The 17,422-nt window shown below is 57.8% G+C and carries 12 protein-coding genes, 4 tRNA genes and 1 pseudogene; 4 read left to right on the top strand and 13 right to left on the bottom strand.

Going from position 1 to position 17,422, the window contains the following annotated elements:
- Positions 1-57: 57 nt before the first annotated feature.
- From I6L48_RS06280 to I6L48_RS06270, 3 genes are read right to left on the bottom strand one after another with little or no spacing between them, the layout of a single operon-like run.
- A complete protein-coding gene (locus I6L48_RS06280) occupies positions 58-2,109 on the bottom strand; it encodes an AAA family ATPase (protein ID WP_113069566.1) in 2,052 nt (683 codons plus the stop codon).
- Positions 2,106-3,455 (bottom strand): restriction endonuclease subunit S, encoded by a 1,350-nt coding sequence (locus tag I6L48_RS06275; RefSeq protein ID WP_216987874.1) that lies wholly within the window; start codon positions 3,453-3,455, stop codon positions 2,106-2,108. The genes I6L48_RS06280 and I6L48_RS06275 overlap by 4 nt, the downstream gene beginning before the upstream one ends.
- Positions 3,445-5,322, bottom strand: coding sequence for a class I SAM-dependent DNA methyltransferase (locus I6L48_RS06270; RefSeq protein WP_113069564.1), 1,878 nt, complete (start codon positions 5,320-5,322; stop codon positions 3,445-3,447). Before I6L48_RS06270 ends, I6L48_RS06275 begins: the two co-directional genes overlap by 11 nt.
- 285 nt (positions 5,323-5,607) lie before the next feature.
- Here I6L48_RS06270 and I6L48_RS06265 point away from each other — a divergent pair, with 285 nt between their 5' ends.
- Both I6L48_RS06265 and I6L48_RS06260 read left to right on the top strand, forming a co-directional pair.
- Complete coding sequence (locus I6L48_RS06265; protein WP_162726141.1) at positions 5,608-6,705, top strand: hypothetical protein; 1,098 nt, start codon at positions 5,608-5,610, stop codon at positions 6,703-6,705.
- A 124-nt stretch (positions 6,706-6,829) separates the two neighbouring features.
- A protein-coding gene (locus tag I6L48_RS06260) for an IS3 family transposase (protein ID WP_111736006.1) occupies positions 6,830-7,980 on the top strand; the annotation gives its coding sequence in 2 pieces (ribosomal slippage) (positions 6,830-7,067 and positions 7,067-7,980; 1,152 coding nt in all).
- Between the two features lie 117 nt (positions 7,981-8,097).
- On the opposite strand, the gene I6L48_RS06255 is transcribed toward I6L48_RS06260, so the two are convergent.
- Positions 8,098-9,390, bottom strand: a complete 1,293-nt coding sequence (locus tag I6L48_RS06255; RefSeq protein ID WP_113069562.1) for a site-specific integrase — start codon at positions 9,388-9,390, stop codon at positions 8,098-8,100.
- A gap of 212 nt (positions 9,391-9,602) precedes the next feature.
- On the opposite strand from I6L48_RS06255, the gene mutS reads away from it, so the two are divergent.
- Positions 9,603-12,158 (top strand): DNA mismatch repair protein MutS, encoded by a 2,556-nt coding sequence (mutS, locus tag I6L48_RS06250; protein WP_113069561.1) that lies wholly within the window; start codon positions 9,603-9,605, stop codon positions 12,156-12,158.
- A gap of 70 nt (positions 12,159-12,228) precedes the next feature.
- Here the strand turns inward: mutS and I6L48_RS06245 are convergent, their stop codons facing one another.
- Positions 12,229-13,827 carry a BCCT family transporter gene (locus I6L48_RS06245; RefSeq protein ID WP_049636524.1) on the bottom strand — a complete coding sequence of 533 codons (1,599 nt, stop codon included), beginning with the start codon at positions 13,825-13,827 and terminating at the stop codon, positions 12,229-12,231.
- Positions 13,828-13,836: 9 nt separating this feature from the next.
- Complete coding sequence (locus I6L48_RS06240) at positions 13,837-14,364, bottom strand: hypothetical protein (protein ID WP_010672814.1); 528 nt, start codon at positions 14,362-14,364, stop codon at positions 13,837-13,839.
- 163 nt (positions 14,365-14,527) lie between these two features.
- Between I6L48_RS06240 and I6L48_RS06235 the strand changes: the two genes are divergently transcribed.
- Positions 14,528-15,007, top strand: a complete 480-nt coding sequence (locus I6L48_RS06235) for a MarR family winged helix-turn-helix transcriptional regulator (RefSeq protein ID WP_010672813.1) — start codon at positions 14,528-14,530, stop codon at positions 15,005-15,007.
- A gap of 267 nt (positions 15,008-15,274) precedes the next feature.
- On the opposite strand, the gene I6L48_RS20775 is transcribed toward I6L48_RS06235, so the two are convergent.
- The 7 genes and pseudogenes from I6L48_RS20775 to plsY all read right to left on the bottom strand — a co-directional run bounded on the left by I6L48_RS20775 (position 15,275) and on the right by plsY (position 17,393).
- Positions 15,275-15,643 carry a hypothetical protein gene (locus tag I6L48_RS20775; RefSeq protein ID WP_254203233.1) on the bottom strand — a complete coding sequence of 123 codons (369 nt, stop codon included), beginning with the start codon at positions 15,641-15,643 and terminating at the stop codon, positions 15,275-15,277.
- Between the two features lie 395 nt (positions 15,644-16,038).
- Positions 16,039-16,218 (bottom strand): annotated as a pseudogene (locus I6L48_RS20770) (IS3 family transposase); the annotation flags it as partial.
- Positions 16,219-16,316: 98 nt separating this feature from the next.
- Positions 16,317-16,392: transfer RNA gene (locus I6L48_RS06225), tRNA-Asn, on the bottom strand.
- Positions 16,393-16,400: 8 nt separating this feature from the next.
- Positions 16,401-16,476: transfer RNA gene (locus I6L48_RS06220), tRNA-Phe, on the bottom strand.
- Between the two features lie 3 nt (positions 16,477-16,479).
- Positions 16,480-16,555, bottom strand: a tRNA-Thr gene (locus I6L48_RS06215).
- A gap of 52 nt (positions 16,556-16,607) precedes the next feature.
- A tRNA-Phe gene (locus tag I6L48_RS06210) sits at positions 16,608-16,683 on the bottom strand.
- A 47-nt stretch (positions 16,684-16,730) separates the two neighbouring features.
- Positions 16,731-17,393 (bottom strand): glycerol-3-phosphate 1-O-acyltransferase PlsY, encoded by a 663-nt coding sequence (gene plsY, locus I6L48_RS06205; protein ID WP_162726140.1) that lies wholly within the window; start codon positions 17,391-17,393, stop codon positions 16,731-16,733.
- Positions 17,394-17,422 lie beyond the last annotated feature (29 nt).

The following is a 17,422-nucleotide window of genomic DNA, read 5'->3' as shown; positions in this document are numbered from 1 at the left end:
GTCTCGACACCGGCAGGGTGGTCAGACTGGCATATTCCCGAACAGTGATGGGCGCCGTCACTGTGTCACCTGTTCTTCCTCAAACACAGGTTCGGGAGCCGCCGCCCTCGGCCCCTCGGCACGCCCGCCCTTGGCCACCACCTCGATGATCCCGGCGTAGGCCCCGATGCGCGCGAAGGCACCCTCATTGAGGGTCCAGCGCTGCCGATGACTCCCCACCTTCACCTGGTCGCCAAACAGCGCAGCAACATCGCCTTGGGGGGCCTGCAAGAATTGGTCAGCTTTCTGCTTGCGATGGTCGTTGAGCACCCAGGCGATACGTTGCCAGTCCTCAAAGAAGTACTCCTGCAACAGCGGTAGGATCTGGGTCTTGAAGACAGTGCCGAGCTGCGCCAGGGTTGGCGTTGAGTTGCCTTTGAGCGGTATAAAGTAGGCGTGGCCGAGGCAGTGGTCGCGATCCAAGAGCAACTCGATACGTTCGTTCATGACGGCCAGCAGCCGCGCCACATCGACGCGCACACCATCCGTTTCAACCACCACGCCGTTGAGTAGGCTGGGGTTGGGGAGCATCTCCTCAAATACAAAGCGGCGACGCAGGGCGATGTCGAGCCCGGCCAGTGAACGGTCGGCGGTGTTCATGGTGCCGATAAGGTAGAGGTTGTCCGGCACGCTAAAGGGGCGCTTGGAGTAAGGCAGGGTCGTGCTCAGCGCCTCGGCGGCCCCGGCCCGCTTGGAAGGCTCTATCAAGGTTATCAACTCGCCAAAGATGCGTGACACGTTGCCCCGGTTGATTTCGTCGATTATCAGTACGCGTTTGTTTGATGGAGTGACTCCACGAGCAATCTCCTCCCCCTCTTGCGATGAAGTGACATTGACCAGAGCAAGCAGCTTCTCTGGGATCAAGGTTGGCGCCTTCAACTCATAGAGCGTCATTTGGCTAAAGCGGCCGTTGATCAGCTCACTACTCGGGAGAGAGGGTGTGTACTGGCAAAGCCACTTAACTGGGCGAACCTGAGCATAACTATTACCGTACTCGGGGTGCGGCTTGCATTGGTAGTCTCCAATGATTTCGCCAATGGCTCGGAACTTCAGATTGCCATCGGTGACCACTACCAAATCGCCCCGTTTCATGCGAGTGACCAAGGTGACCACACTGGTCACTGTGTAGTCATATGCGTTGTCTATCTTGCCAGCCGATTGCTCCAGCAGAGCCTGAACATCTTCACGGCTCTTACACTTGCTGTAATCATGTTTGCCACCATACCCCAGACGGATCAGGCCCTCTTCGATGCAATCATCGAAGATATGGGCATCATCCCCCTTGGTATTGCCAAGTGACATTTTCCAGACCCGCCGCCCATCCAGCGTCATCTCCTCATGGTGGTCACTGCGAGTGACCCTGGCTGCGGCCACCTCACAGAGGCGCTTGAACACCCCATCAACCACTTCGTAGGTCAGTTGGCCACTCTCTGCATCACTTTCGGCCCGGATCCCCTCAACAAAGTCCTCGTAGCTGAAGCTCTGGTGGAAGGTGACAAAATCGATACGCCCCTCCTTCACCAGCTCATCAAAACGCGCCTTCAAGGCTTGGCGATCCGTCTCGTGCTCCGCCAGCCAAGCGGGGTCGAGAATCGCCAGCGCCTTGTTGATGGTGTGGTAGGTCTTGCCGGTGCCCGGAGGGCCAAACAGAATCTGGTTGAGGGGGGATCGTACGAGTTGTGGCATAGGAGCGTCCTGCTGCGATGCGGATGGGGTGGGAGGGGTCATAACCGAGCCCTTCGGAATATGGGTAAGTTGGTAGCGATAGGGGTCAGAGCCTATCCGTGTCAACTGAAGCTGATCGCCTGAACGCACGGACAACTGCTTGAACACGGAGCCAAGGCGTTTCTGCAGGCGACCAAACTTGCTCAATACACAGGTAGTAACCTGCTCACCGGTCGGCAGCAGCAGCGTAATGGCCGCATGAGCCTCACCTTGTTCATTAGCCACCGCATCCGCCGGAAAGAAGGCAAATTGCCCACGCCCGATGCTGATATAGCCATTATCAATGGCGCCCTGGGTCAAAGTGACGACAAGTGCTGTAGAGGATGGGTCTGATGCGAGCGTCATTCCTGCACCTCCCGAACCATAGCCTCGGCCTCAGGCAAGCGCTGCTGGCCGGAGATCAGGCGGGGCAGCAGGGTGTCGCGCAGGGTGGCAAGTTGGGCGATTTGGGTCAGATGAGAACGGTCAATCATCGATCGCACTATTTCTGCAAACGACTTCAATACATCATCCGTTGGCACCGCTACCAGTTCAGTTTCTAGAAAATGCGTGGTCTGAAAATTGGCGATGCCCGTACTTTGGTTCTGATACTGCCATGTCTTTCCATCTGCATAGATGTAAGTCATATGCTGCGACAGAAGCACACCTACGTCATGGCTGGCGGGCCGGAGCAACCGGCAGAAACTCGCAGGCTCTACCGGACAGTCAAATTGTTCCAGCAGGCCATTAGTCATATATAACGACCTACCGGTAGGTTGCTCCTTGCTGCCGCCGGACACCTCCAGAACTAGATCACCGTCCTGTAGCTTGCGAGAGGCCAGCTTTTTCTGTGAGGTGTAACGAACAGGAACCCGACCGGTCATCCCACTTTGCAAATCAGGCATGTCCGTGCCGCGAATGATCGCAACCTGTGTATCGTTCTTATCGTTCTGTGCTTCGTCTCCCCAATCCCCACCGATTGTGTGGCTCAGTAACTCACCGAAAGGCACCAGTTTCCAACCATTCGGCACCATACCGAGCTCGGACTCTTCAAAGCTATCGGGGAACAGGGCTGCGACCTCGGGGGCGAGACCGGCGGGTTCTTCGCCACGGGCGCGGGCATGAACCGGGTCGAAGTCGACAAACCACGACTTGAACAGCGCCTGGGCGATGGCCTCCAGCGTGGTATTGGTCTCGCGCAACAGGGCGATGCGGTCGTCATAGGCAGCCAGAACATCAACGATCTCTTTCTGCTTGGCAAGGCTGGGCAATGGTAGCAATTGAGCCCCAAACACATCGCGAGAAAGTGATGGATTCGATGTTCCGTCTTTGAGATGGTTAAGCCCCACATATTTCGTAAGGTGGTAGATGTATTTCAGGTCCACATCTGGCCTAAGTGTGCTAACAAAGTAAGCCGTATCGATAACCCAGAAGTCTTCTTTGCACCACTCAACTCCAAGCGGTCCTTGACCTTTACGGCCGAGAATCAGGCCTGGCCCCTTTGCAAGTGGGGTGTCATGCCAACCGCACTGGCCATTAGTGCCATAAACCGGCACATTGCCAAGTCTTCGAACATCCGCTTTCAGCGCCCGCCCATAGTTGAGTCTTACAAGACTTCGAGCAGGAACCAACGACCACTGCCAATCTGTTTTAAGTGAAAAACCACGTGGGTAAATAGTGGCCAAATCAGCTTGATGTGCTTCAGAACTCATACCCCAGCCCCCCCAGCTTCTGGCGGATCAGCTGATCCAGCTCGGCGCCCTTGCTCATCTGCTCGCCAAGCAATTGGGTCAGGCGCTGCATCTTGTCGGCAAACGCCTCATCGTCCTCCTCCACCTCCTCTGCGCCCACATAGCGGCCCGGGGTCAGCACATGGCCGTGCTCGGCAATCTCGGCCAGCGGCACGCTGCGGCAGAAGCCCGGCACGTCCTCATAGGGCTGCGCGGTCTCGCCGTCTGACTTCCAGGCATGGAAGGTATCGGCAATCTTGGCGATGGCGGCCTCATCCAGCTCGCACTGCACCCGGCTCACCATGGTGCCGAGCTTGCGGGCGTCGATAAACAGCACCTCGCCGGGGCGGCGGGTCTTGTTCTTGGCGAGGAACCAGAGGCAGGCGGGGATCTGGGTGTTGAAGAACAGCTGGCCCGGAAGGGCCACCATGCACTCCACCACGTCTGCCTCCACCATGCGGGCACGGATCTCCCCCTCGCCGCTCTGGCTCGAGCTCATGGAGCCGTTGGCCAGCACGATACCGGCGCGGCCACCGGGCTTGAGGTGGTAGAGCATGTGCTGCAACCAGGCGTAGTTGGCGTTGCCTGCGGGCGGGGTGCCATAGACCCAGCGCGGGTCGCCATCGAGGCTGCCGTGCCACCAGTCGCTGATATTGAACGGAGGGTTGGCGAGCACGAAGTCGGCGCGCAGGTCCGGGTGCTGGTTGCGGGTGAAGGTATCGCCGGGTTCGCGGCCCAAGTTGTAGTCCATGCCGCGAATGGCCAGGTTCATGGCCGCCAGGCGCCAGGTGGTGGGGTTGGACTCCTGACCGTAGATGGAGACATCCCCCAGCTTGCCGCCATGGGACTCGATAAACCGTTCGCTCTGCACAAACATGCCCCCCGAGCCGCAGCAGGGGTCGTAGACCTGGCCGTGGTGCGGGGCGAGCACCGCCACCAGGGTCTGCACGATGCTGGCGGGGGTGTAGAACTGGCCCCCCTTCTTGCCCTCGGCGTTGGCAAACTCGCCGAGGAAGTATTCGTAGACCTGGCCCAGCACGTCGCGGGCCGCCCCCGGCTCGTCGCCGAAGCCGATGGTGGAGACCAGGTCCACCAGCTCGCCGAGCTTGCCATCGGGTAACTGGGCGCGGGCGAAGCGCTTGTCGAGGATGCCCTTGAGGCGCGGGTTCTCCTGCTCGATCAGTACCAGGGCATCGTCGATGCGCTTGCCTATATCAGCCTGCTTGGCATTGGCCCGCAGCACTTCCCAGCGCGCCCCTTCCGGCACCCAGAACACATTGACCTCGCTGTAGTAGTCGCGCTCCTCCAGCTCCTCGGCCAGAAACTCGGCATCCGCGTCGTGCAGGTAGTAGTCGTCGCGCTCATCGGTGAAGCGGCGCTCAAGCTCGCTCCGACGCGCCTGGAAGGTGTCGGAGACGTACTTGATGAAGATGAGCCCCAGCACGATGTGCTTGTACTCGGCGGCGTCCATGTTGGCGCGCAGCTTGTCGGCCGAGGCCCAGAGGGTACGCTTGATGGCGTCGATGCCGGTCTCTGCCGGGGCAGCCTCCTGCGCCTGCTTGCCCCGCTTCCCCTTGGCCGCAGGTTGCGCTGCGGGTTTGGTCTCGGGCGCCTTGTTCTCGGTATTCAAACCCACGCCATCCGCACGCAGCACAGAGCCGCCGCGCCCCCGCCCCTTGCGCAGTTGCCCCGCCTCGATCAGTGCATCACGGGCCGCCATAAACTGCGCTTCGGTCAGCCCGGCGAACTGCGTCTTGAGTTGGTCCTGCAAGGCTTGGTTGCCGATGCTGCTACCATCCTCGGGAACGGCGGCCAGCAGGGCGGTGGAAAGGGTCTGGGGGTCTAGCATGAACTACTCCGACAATGGCTGCACCCGATGGGCACAGACAACGAAACAGGTGGATGGGCGATGCATAGAAGAGCACCGAAACGGCAACGTTGTGGCCCATCGCTAACAGGGTATTGAGTCTATACAAATCAACCTGATAGTAACATGGAGTGAGTCACATCAGGGCATTACAGTAACAGGCTCGTACTGCGCACTCTGAACTGTTAGTGGGCATTTGTAATGACCCCAACAGTTAGTGCATGGTATCAACTGGCTACGCGGGCTGCATACAGATAGGTAAGAACCATGCAAGGAACCAAGATCCCCTTCGGTGAACGTGACGATGTTCTGCTGCGTGCCTTCGAGGTTGCAAACGGGCTCGCATGCAACTGTATCTGTCCTGGATGCCGGAAACCGTTGGTTGCCGCCAACGGGGGATTGAAGGTTATCCCTCACTTCCGGCATGCCCAAGCCGAAGATTGTTCCCGAGGCTATAAGGAAGGTGTGCGACGCGCAGCAGTCGCTCTGATTGCAACCCAACAACGCCTTACACTCCCGGCTTACTACCACCAGATCAACGCCACGACCCACTCCGGATCCACCTTGCGAAGCGATGTCACCTTCCCCTCAGAGGTCATCCTCGCCGACAACGTTGTACGGTTCGTGGATCTCGGGACGGTAAGGGCACATGCGGTGGTTACCAAGGCAGAGCGTCAACTGCTGGTATGGATAAAGGTATCATCTCGTACCCAACATGAACGGTACCAGCACCTTGCCAGCATTGGGGCCTCAGCGATAGAGATCGATCTCAGTCGACTGACACTTGAGCTGCTCAATGACCCAGCAACATTCGAGTATGCGGTCCTATCCAATCCCGACAACAGATCCTGGATCCGTTCTCTGCGAGGGGAGAGGTTAGGGGAACGAGCAGCAGAGAAGATGGCCGCTGAAGTTGCAACCGACAATGCCCGATGGGAGCAGGAAAGGGCTCGCCATCGGGCGCTGGAAGAGGCCCGACGAGCAGAACACGAGGCCAAGTTTGTAGCAGCCGCCAAAGCACTTTCGGCGCAAAGGAAGCTACAGTCGGCGGCTGTTGAGGCCCAACGTGCAATGAACCAAGATGCATGCCTGCAACGTTCAGAACTCATCGTGAGTCAGGTACTTCGTGCGGCCCGTGAGTGGGGAGGCAACGCTGTCGAGTGCACCGCATGTTACCTACTTAGCCCACCAGACACACAATCCTGTCCCTACTGTGCAAGCAACGCCAGTTCGATGCTGCTATTCACGGTATCGGCTGAGTATGCGGCTACGATCCACCATCGAATGCGCAGTTCACCCAAACCGAATCGGTCTGTGAAAGCAGCGCCGATCCTGAGAACCCAGCCTGAGCTGCCTGATGACTAGTGTTGGCCAACTAATAAGGTGAATAGACAGTTCCATAGCACTGTATGGTCAATCCAAGCACTGAATCGCCCCCAGTTCCCTAGACACCTCACAGCCTTAAAATGAGGCAACTATTGGAGGTGTTATGACCCGTCAGCGTTATCCAGAAACATTCAAAATAGAAGCCGTTAAACAAATCACCGAGCGCGGGCGGCCGGTGGCTGACGTTGCACGTGCCATCGGGGTATCCAGCCACAGCCTGTATGCATGGCTCAAGCAGTACGGTAAGCCTGCTGACCAGCAGATAGAAGAGTCTGCCTTGCAAGCCGAGATCCGCCGCCTGAAAACTGAACTGCGCCAGGTCACCGAGGAGCGCAATATTCTAAAGGAGGCCGCCGCGTACTTTGCCAGCGAGTCAAGGAAAGGTACGCGTTCATAACCTCCCGACTCGACCGGTACAGTGTCGTTACCCTGTGCCAGACCCTGGGGGTTCACCGAAGTGGCTTCTACGCGTGGTTGAAACAGCCCACATCGCCACGACAGCAGGAGGACGAACGACTGACCGGATTGGTCAAGCAATCCTGGCTGGAAAGTGGTGCTGTCTACGGTTATCGCAAGATCCATCGCGACCTTCGTGACGCAGGGGAAGCCTGCGGCAAGCACCGTGTGGCCAAATTAATGAAGCGGGAGGGACTGCGTTCGCAAACGGGCTATCAACGCCGCAAGGGGCATTATGGAGGCAAGAGCACGCAAGCTGCCCCAAACACGCTGGCACGTCAGTTTAAGGTGCCAGCCCCCAACATCACCTGGGTGACTGACATTACCTACATTCGCACTCAAGAAGGGTGGCTGTACCTGGCGGTGGTGCTCGACCTGTTCTCTCGCCAGATCGTCGGCTGGGCGATGAAGTCACGCATGACGGCAGACTTGGCGGTTGATGCGTTATTGATGGCCGTCTGGCGGCGCAAACCCAAGCAGCCGGTACTGGTGCATTCGGATCAGGGCAGCCAGTTTACCGGTGGTGAATGGCAAGACTTTCTGAAGGCCCACAACCTGAGTTGCAGTATGAGCCGACGGGGTAACTGTCACGACAACGCGGTCGCCGAGAGCTTCTTTCAGTTGCTCAAACGGGAGCGGATCAAGCGCAGGATTTACGCGACAAGAGACGAAGCCCGCAGCGATGTGTTTGATTATATCGAGATGTTTTACAACCCAATCAGGCGTCATGGTTCCAATGATGGGCTGTCGCCGGTAGAGTTTGAAAGGCAGTTTATTTTTCAGCAACAAAGTGTCTAGAAAACCAGGGGCGCTTCAGGTCATCAACACAGTTACAGCCGTATCGACAAGCCTGTATGATGAACACCATTATCAGTACATGAGACCAACCGGTAGCTTGATACCAGATCTCATTCACTACGATGTAGTCACTAACGTATCCAGATGGTCAGCCCAGCGCTGTAACCATTCTCGGCTTTGCTCGGTGTATCGATGAAGATCATAAGTGCCAACCAAACCTTTCTTGGTATGTCCGAGAATGGCTTCTGCTACTTCAGAAGGACATTGCAGACGAGACAGTCCTGTTCTAACCGTTCGACGGAGATCGTGGGGAGTCCATCGAGGAATATCTAACATCAAGTCTGCTTCTCTCATTACCCAAGCACTTTCAGTTAACTGTTTCTGTTTAATTGGCTTTCCCGTCCTCTGGGATGGGAACAAGTAAACTTCATTTCCTATCTTATTTATTCTGAGAAAATGGATGCATTGACGAGGGAGTTGAATCTCTCTTGCGACACCAGTCTTTGACTCTCTGATATGGAACACTCCCTCATTAAGGTCTATGTTTCGCCAAGTAGCCTCACATATCTCACCTGTCCGGCATCCTGTCCATAACGTCATTCGAAATATGTTCTTTTGCACTTCAGTGAATTTTGAGCTAGGCAACCAAGCGAGAAACAGCTTAATTTCATCGTCATTCAAAAAGCGACTACCTTTTTTTGATGTCAGCTTCACCTTTGTTCGAACCAAACTCACTTTTGCTTGAAGCGCAGGGTTGATAAATTGATCGTCAAACTTTCCCATCCCCATTGAATAATCGTAAGCGGCTAGAATTTCGCGCAATACATTTCCAGCCTGAACATTAGCGCCTCGATTCACGATGGACATAACAAGATCAATAATATCTTGTCTACTCACATCACAAGCCAATCGCTCACCAAGCATTGGAACCGCATCGCCATACAGAGTGCGCCTAGCCTCAGCCTGACCTTTCTTTTTCCTTGCCCCACTCTTTATCGTACCATTAGGTAAACGTTGATCTTCTATATGGTTTTGTAGATAAAGCTCGATCATCGCTTGAAGGGTGAACATCCCGAGTTCGCTTTCATTCTTGATTTGCTGTTTAAGCTCAAGCGCGGCAGCTCTCGCCTCGGTAGCCGGACATCGGCCTTGTTGCCTGATGAGCTTAAGCTCCCTTAGCTTTATACGGGCCTGCTCTAAGGATACGGCTGGAAATACGCCAAGTGAGATCTGAATTAACTTATTTGTTACTGGGCTCGTATAACGATAGAAAAATGTCTTTTTACCTGTCTTCCCGCAAGTAACACGAAGCCCTCTGTTGACCCCATTGTCAGCCTTATCGCTATCCGTTGGCTTCATGACTTCAATTGCTCTAAAGGACAGTGCTTTGTTACCCTTGTCCGCTGACATAACCGGCCTCCTATGGCTGATGCATACGTGCTCCTAGCCTAGCCGCATGCATAGGGCTCAATGTCACTGTAGGCTACAAAACAAAAACCTACATTTCAACCTACACTTTCGCCTGCGATTGGGTGAGATCGAGTGAGACTCTCAGAGCAAACAAGATACCATGCAATCAACGTAACATCCTGTTAGATAGGCATTTACAGCGAGATAACTGCATGCCAGCAATAGAAAATCTCCATAATCACACACCAATGATGCAGCAGTATCTGACCCTCAAGGCCGAGAACCCGGATATCCTGCTGTTTTATCGCATGGGTGACTTCTACGAGCTCTTCTACGACGACGCCCGCAAGGCCTCCCAGCTGCTCGACATCTCCCTGACCAAGCGCGGCCAGTCGGCCGGCAGCCCCATCCCGATGGCCGGGGTGCCCTATCACGCCATCGAGGGGTATCTCGCCAAGCTGGTACAGCTCGGCGAATCGGCCGCCATCTGCGAGCAGGTGGGGGATCCCGCCACCAGCAAGGGGCCGGTGGAGCGCAAGGTCATTCGCATCATCACCCCGGGCACCGTCTCCGACGAGGCGCTGCTCAGCGAGCGCCAGGACAACCTGATCGCCGCCGTCTACCACGATGGCCGCTGCTTCGGTTACGGCACCATGGACATCGGCTCCGGACGCTTCTTCATCAACCAGTTCGAGAAAGAAGAGACCCTGCTGGCGGAGCTGCAACGCACCAATCCGGCGGAGCTGCTCTACCCCGAATCGTTCGCCTTCCTGCACCATGTCGAGGGTCGCCGCGGTCTGCGCCGCCGCCCGGAGTGGGAGTTCGAGCTGGGCACTGCCCGCAAGCTCTTGTGCCAACAGTTCGGCACCCAGGATCTGGTGGGCTTTGGGGTTGAGCAGAGCGAGACCGCCCTGTGCGCCGCCGGCTGCCTGATGCAGTACGTGAAAGACACCCAGCGCACCGCCCTGCCCCACATTCGCAGCGTGCGCCTGGAGCAGCCCGATCATGCGGTCATCATGGATGCCGCCACCCGCCGCAATCTGGAGCTGACCCAGAATCTGGCCGGCGGTCACGACAACACCCTCTCCGCCGTGCTCGATTGCACCGCCACGCCGATGGGCAGCCGTCTGCTCAAGCGCTGGATCCACCAGCCGATCCGCGATCGGGTGATCCTCAAAGGTCGCCAGAGCACCATCAAGGAGCTCATCGAGCAGAACCTCTATGACGAGCTGGGGAGCCTGCTGCGCCAGGTCGGCGACGTGGAGCGGGTGCTGGCGCGCCTCGCCCTGCGCTCGGCCCGCCCGCGCGATCTGACCCGGCTGCGGCAGGCTTTTGCTCAGCTGCCCGAGTTGCAGCGTCTGCTGGCGGAAAGCGAGCACGAGGCGGTGCAGCAGCTGCGCGAGCGGGCGAGCACCTTCCCCGAGCTGTTCGACCTGCTGGAGCGTGCCGTGATGGAGGTGCCGCCGGTGCTCATCCGCGATGGCGGCGTCATCCGTGAAGGGTTCAATCAGGAGCTGGACGAGCTGCGGGATCTGGCCAATGGCGCCACCGCCAGCCTGGCCCGCATTGAGGAGCGGGAGAAGGCGCTCACCGGCATCAACACCCTCAAGGTGGGCTACAACAAGGTGCACGGCTTCTATATCGAGGTGAGCCGTGCCAACAGCCACCTGGTGCCGACCCACTACATCCGCCGCCAGACGCTGAAAAACAACGAGCGCTACATCATCGATGAGCTGAAGAAGTACGAGGACAAGGTGCTCACCGCCCAGGCCCAGGCACTGGCGCTGGAAAAACGTCTCTACGAAGAGCTGCTCGACGCCCTGCTGCCCCACCTCGGTGATCTGCAAGAGTCTGCTGCCGCACTGGCGGAGCTGGACGTGCTGGCCAACCTGGCCGAGCGGGCAGAGACCCTCGACTATCGCTGCCCCACCCTCATCGACGAGGATCAGATCCTCATCGAGGCGGGCCGCCATCCGGTGGTGGAGCAGGTGATGACCGACCCCTTTATCGCCAACCCGATACGGCTGGAGCGGGAGCGGCGGATGCTGATCATCACCGGCCCCAACATGGGCGGTAAATCCACCTACATGCGCCAGACCGCGCTCATCGTTCTGCTGGCCCATATCGGCGCCTTCGTGCCCGCCGACAGCGCCCGCATCGGCCCCATCGACCGCATCTTCACCCGCATCGGGGCGTCGGATGATCTCGCCTCCGGCCGCTCCACCTTTATGGTGGAGATGACCGAAACCGCCAATATCCTCAACAACGCCACCGCCCGCAGTCTGGTGCTGATGGACGAGATTGGCCGTGGCACCAGCACCTACGACGGCCTCTCGCTGGCCTGGGCCTGCGCCGAGCAGCTGGCAAGCAAGATTGGCGCCTACACCCTGTTCGCCACCCACTACTTCGAGCTGACCCGCCTGCCCGAGCTGATGAGCGGGCTGGCCAATGTCCACCTGGATGCGGTGGAGCACGGCGACACCATCGCCTTTATGCACGCGGTGCAGGAAGGCGCGGCCAGCCGCTCCTACGGCCTGCAGGTAGCGGCGCTGGCCGGGGTGCCGAAATCGGTGATCCACCAGGCCCGCCACAAACTGCACGAGCTGGAGAGTGCCACTCCGGTGGCCGCCGGCGAAAGCCGTCCGGCTCCGGTCACTCTCGCCCCGCAACCCCATCCTGTGGTGGAGGAGCTGGCAGCAGTTCGCCCGGACGAGCTGACCCCGCGACAGGCCCTTGACCTGCTCTATCGACTCAAGCAGATGCTGTAGCTACCGACCGCCGAACAGGCATGAAAAAGGGGAACCGCGAGGTTCCCCTTTCGTTTGATCGAACCTGTCATCAGCCCGGACCGATGCGATCCATCAGGCTCAGATTGACCGACCCCGGATGGCGCTTGAGCTTCTGCCTGTATTCGAACTGGTGCTGGCTCTCCTGTTTGAGCCCCTGCATCAGGGAGTAGCACATGGCCAGCATGATGACCGAGAAGGGCAGTGCGGCGATGATGCTGGCGGCCTGCAGGGCGGCCAGCCCGCCGGAGACCAGCAGAATGGCCGCGACCAGCCCCTGCCCCAGCCCCCAGATGGCGCGGTGCAGCACCGGGGGATCCTGATCGCCGATGGAGAGCAGCGTCGTAATCACGAGCGTGCCCGAATCGCTGGAGGTGATGAAGTAGGTGCAGATAAGCAGGGTCAGCACCCCCTTGGCAATCCAGCCGAAGGTCTCCCAGTGCAGCAGTTCCACCGTCTTGTAGAGCGCCATGGTGACATCCTGATTGACCGCTTCCACTACGCCGCCGCCACCGAACAGCTCCAGGTTCATGGCAGTCCCGCCGAACACGGTGAGCCAGAACATGCCGAGCAGGGAGGGCACCAGCAGAACACCGAGCACGAATTCACGGATCGTGCGGCCCTTGGAGATGCGGGCGATGAACATGCCGACAAAGGGGGCCCACGCAATCCACCAGCCCCAGTAGAACGCGGTCCAGCTAGACTGCCAGGCCGAGGTGCCGTTGGCTTCGGTATTGGTCCAGAAGCTCAGCTTGACGATGTTCTGCAGATAATCACCGATGTTCTGCACATAGGCGTTGAGGATATAGGTGGTTGGCCCCAGCACCAGGAAGAGGCCCAGCACGAACACGCTCAGCCAGATATTGAGTTCGGAGAGGATCTTCACCCCGCGCCCGACGCCGGAGATGGCCGACAGGGTGGCAATCAGGCTGATGCCACCGATGAGCCAGAGCTGGTTCGCTTGTGACACGCCCATGCCGAACATCTGGTTGAGGCCGGTGTTCATCTGGGAGACGCCCAGCCCAAGGGAGGTCGCCACCCCGAACACGGTACCGAACACCGCCAGCACGTCGGCGGCATGGCCCCAGAAGCCGTAGATGCGATCGCCAAGAATGGGATAGAGCACGGAGCGGATGGCCAGCGGCAACTTGCGCCGGTAGCTGAAGAAGGCCAGCGACAGGCCGACGATCACATAGATGGCCCAGGGGTGCAGACCCCAGTGGAAGAAGGTGAGGCGCATGGCGATCTGGGCCGCTTCCGGCGTCATGCCTTCGGTGATGAAGGGGTTGCCCTGCAGGTGATACATGGGCTCGGCGATGCTCCAGAACACCAGGCCTATGCCCATGCCTGCGCTGAACAGCATGGAGAACCAGGCAAAGTAGCCAAACTCCGGTACCTGGTCGTCGTCGCCCAGCCGGATGCTGCCAAAGCGGCTGAACATCAAGTAGACGGCGAAGAACAGGAACAGGGCGACCACCAAGATGTAATACCACTTGAAGCCAGCAATGATGGTGTCCTTGGCCCCGGTAAACCAGGTGCCTGCGGTATCCGGATCAAAGACGCCGAACAGCAGGAAGAGGGTCACGACGGTGAGGGCCGTCATGGCCATGGTGGGATTGAGGCCTTTCAAAAGCCCTTTGGTTGCTCGCATCGGGCCTCCTTAGTCGTTGTTGAAAAAGTCTTCACCCACGTGATCGCCGGCACCGCCGATGGCGCGATAGGCCAGACGACCTGCCACCTGCTCACGGTGATCCACCAGGGTCACCGACGGCTGGCCGTTCACTGCGTGGCGTTTGCCGAGGAAGATAGCCATGGGCACCCCCAGATTGGAGACACCGCTGGTGATCCAGAGGCGGTTGAAGTCATAGGAGCCACCGATGAACTCCAGCTGTGCCAGTCCATTGTCCAGACCCGCCAGATAAAAGTTCATGGCACTCTCGTCGGGGAAGAGGTGAACCAGCACATAGGCATAGCGCAACTCATTGACCAACTCCTTTAGACTAAAAGAACCTGTGTTGCTGCAAGAGAGCGGCAGCTCGCCATCGTAGTGGTGTACCTTGAGGTTGTTGGGGTCCTCGTCATAAGCAGGTTGATAACGCACAAATGCCGCGGTATCCGGCAGTTCATAGCGAACTCTGACCACACGCAGGTCGGCAACCAGGGACTTGATATCCAGGTCGTCATGCATGATTTCACTCCTCAAATATCGGGTTGGAATGGGGCAATTGTCCGATAACCTAACACAATATTCATTAGAGCTAAAACCATTACATCAAAAACCATATTGACCTTGTTATGGATTAGGCGGAGAATTTCGCGCCTCTCCACAGCCCTGCGATGACCCAGACCCCATGGAAAAACATGATGAAGTGCTGATCGCCCTGCGCCAAATCATCCGTGCCATCGACATGCACTCCAAGCGCTTGATCAAGGAGGCCGGCCTGACCTCGCCTCAGCTCCTGCTGCTCAAGGGGATCGACGAGCTTGGCCAGATCTCCATGCGCCAGCTGGCGGATCACACCAACATGAGCCAGGCCACCGCCACCACCATCATGGACCGGCTGGAGAGCCGCCAGCTGGTGCAGCGCATTCGCAGCGAAACCGACAAACGCAAGGTGCATGCGACGCTCACTGACGCGGGACGCGCCCTGCTTGCCCAGGCTCCGACCCCCTTGCAGGAGAGTTTCATTCAACGCTTTCAGGCGCTGGAGAACTGGGAGCAGGGGTTGTTGCTCTCATCCCTGCAACGCATCTCCGCCATGATGAATGCCGACGGCATCGATGCCGCCCCCGTGCTGAGTGTCAGCCCCCTGACCGAAGAGCGGGCCTGAAATCCTGAAGTCCGTTTACATGTTTTCAGTTAACTTCTGGCACTCAGAACCCGATGTACCGCATCGGGGATTCTGCATTGCGAGGCCTAATGCGATCATTCTAGGTTATAACTACCCACCACCTTATGCACCATCTTCCTCGTCTACACCAGGTCCTACGGGCTTTGCTACAGCAACTCTCCTTTCAGTATCCCGTTCACCCGCTCTGCCGGCGCATTCTGATAACAGTCATACCCATCAGTCATCGAGTACTGTACTCCGTACCGTTCATACAGCGTCTGATTCAAGCCTGAGCAATACTGCACCCTGCCGTCCGAGTGATGGATAAACTCCCCGCTGCCACGCCGTTGCTTCAGTGCTCTGCGCCATCACAACCAACTCAGCATGCATCCCCTCGTGCGCGTGATTCCCCGCTATCTTACGCGAGAAGGCATCCGTCACCAGGCTCAGGTAGAGTGGCCCGCTCTTTGCCGGCAGGTAAGTGATGTCGGCAACCAAGACCTGCCCTGGCGCCACCGCAGTGATTTTCACCGGGCCGGGTTTGAGTAAGTTGGGATGGCGATAGAAACGCTGAAAACTGTGTAGCGTCTTGTGATAGGCCCGTTTGGGCTGCACCAACAGACGGTGCTCGGCCAATATCCTAAACAGTCTGTCCCACCAGACCGTCAGCCCAGCATCGTCTTGGCCCTGCAGCAGATAATGCTACTTGTGGATGCCCACCCGTAGTGAACTTTGCGCACAAAGCTCACCACCTGCTGCCCTTGTGCATGACGCAGGTCGGCGACCCGATTGCGATTGTAGTCAGCCTAACGGTTTATTCCGAGGAACCAGCAAGCACTGAAGATGGTCAGCTTTTCGACATACCGCTGCGAGAGAGCTTACCAGGTCGTTTATTACGATTGAGGCGCCTTCAAAGAACTGAGCCTCCAGGCTCATCAGCGCCAGCTACTCGAGCTCCTTGATACGCTGTTCAGACATTTGGTTGTCGGGATCAGGCATGATGTGATCCTGCCAGCTCTAATCGATGCTCCCTGGCTCCAACCCTGCAGACCATGCTTATGCAACCATACCAGAATGGTCGAATTGCCCTGAATGCCATATTGGAATTGTGTCTACTGGTAGGTGAGTTCACCTTTTTCAATCTGCTCGACCAGGGACAATTTAAACCTCAGTGAGTAATCGCGCTGTGTGCGTTTCACACCTTGTCCCATCGAGATCTCCATCTATTCGGGGAAGAAGGTATAAGCCATATTCAGGACGGGGACAATGGGAAAAGAAAAAGCCCAGCATTGCTGCTGGGCTTTTTATTTGGCTCCTCCTGCTGGGCTCGAACCAGCGACCTGCGGATTAACAGTCCGTCGCTCTACCGACTGAGCTAAGGAGGAATTATTCGTGGTGCCCAGAGACGGAATCGAACCGCCGACACGGGGATTTTCAATCCCCTGCTCTACCGACTGAGCTATCTGGGCAAATGGTGCCGGCTACCGGAATCGAACTGGTGACCTACTGATTACAAGTCAGTTGCTCTACCTACTGAGCTAAGCCGGCACACTTCAAACCATTGTGCATGAACACGTTTTTATTTCATGGCACCAAAATATGGTGCCCAGAGACGGAATCGAACCGCCGACACGGGGATTTTCAATCCCCTGCTCTACCGACTGAGCTATCTGGGCGTGGGCGCTATTAAACGGATTTTAGGGCAGGTGGTCAACGGGAAATTTCACTTTTCGTCTCGTTCGTCTCTTTTTTGCGCAGCATCATCCATTTTCATCACTTCTGCTGGCGGGACCGCTCCCCGGCGCCCCCAGAGGCGGGACTCCTCCCCCTTGAGCAGGCGGGTAATGTTCTCGTGATGACGGATCAGGATGAGACAGGAGAGCAGGGAGACCGGCAACGTGTATTCCGGTTTGAGCAGATAGGTAAAGAGCGGAGTCAGCAACACGGTCACGATGGACGCCAGTGACGAATAGCCGCTCACCAGCAGCACCAGCAGCCAGGTGGTGATGACGGCGCCCCCCATGGCAAAGCCGATGGGCAGCATGGTACCGAGGGCGGTGGCGACGCCCTTGCCGCCACGGAAGTGGAAGAAGAGGGGGTACATGTGGCCCAGACAGGCGGCCACCCCGATAAAGCCGAGGTAGACGGGCTTGATCTGCAGATACCAGGCGAGGTAGACGGGGGACATCCCCTTGAGCACGTCGAGAAGCAGTACGATCAGCGCCGCCATCCGGCCGCCGAGGCGCAACACATTGGTCGCCCCCGGGTTGTGGGAACCATGGTCACGGGGATCCGGCAGACCCGTGATGCGGGAAACCAGCACGGCACTGGACAGCGAGCCGCCCAGATAGGCCAGAATAATCATCAAAATCGTCAGGGCCGTCATCTTGGTCGTTTTTACCACGATATGAATGG

The sequence above is a fragment of the Aeromonas sp. FDAARGOS 1418 genome, from assembly GCF_019048585.1.
Taxonomy (GTDB): domain Bacteria; phylum Pseudomonadota; class Gammaproteobacteria; order Enterobacterales; family Aeromonadaceae; genus Aeromonas; species Aeromonas caviae.
The sequence above is the reverse complement of the archived record's forward strand: the minus strand, read 5'-3'. Positions and strand labels throughout refer to the sequence as shown.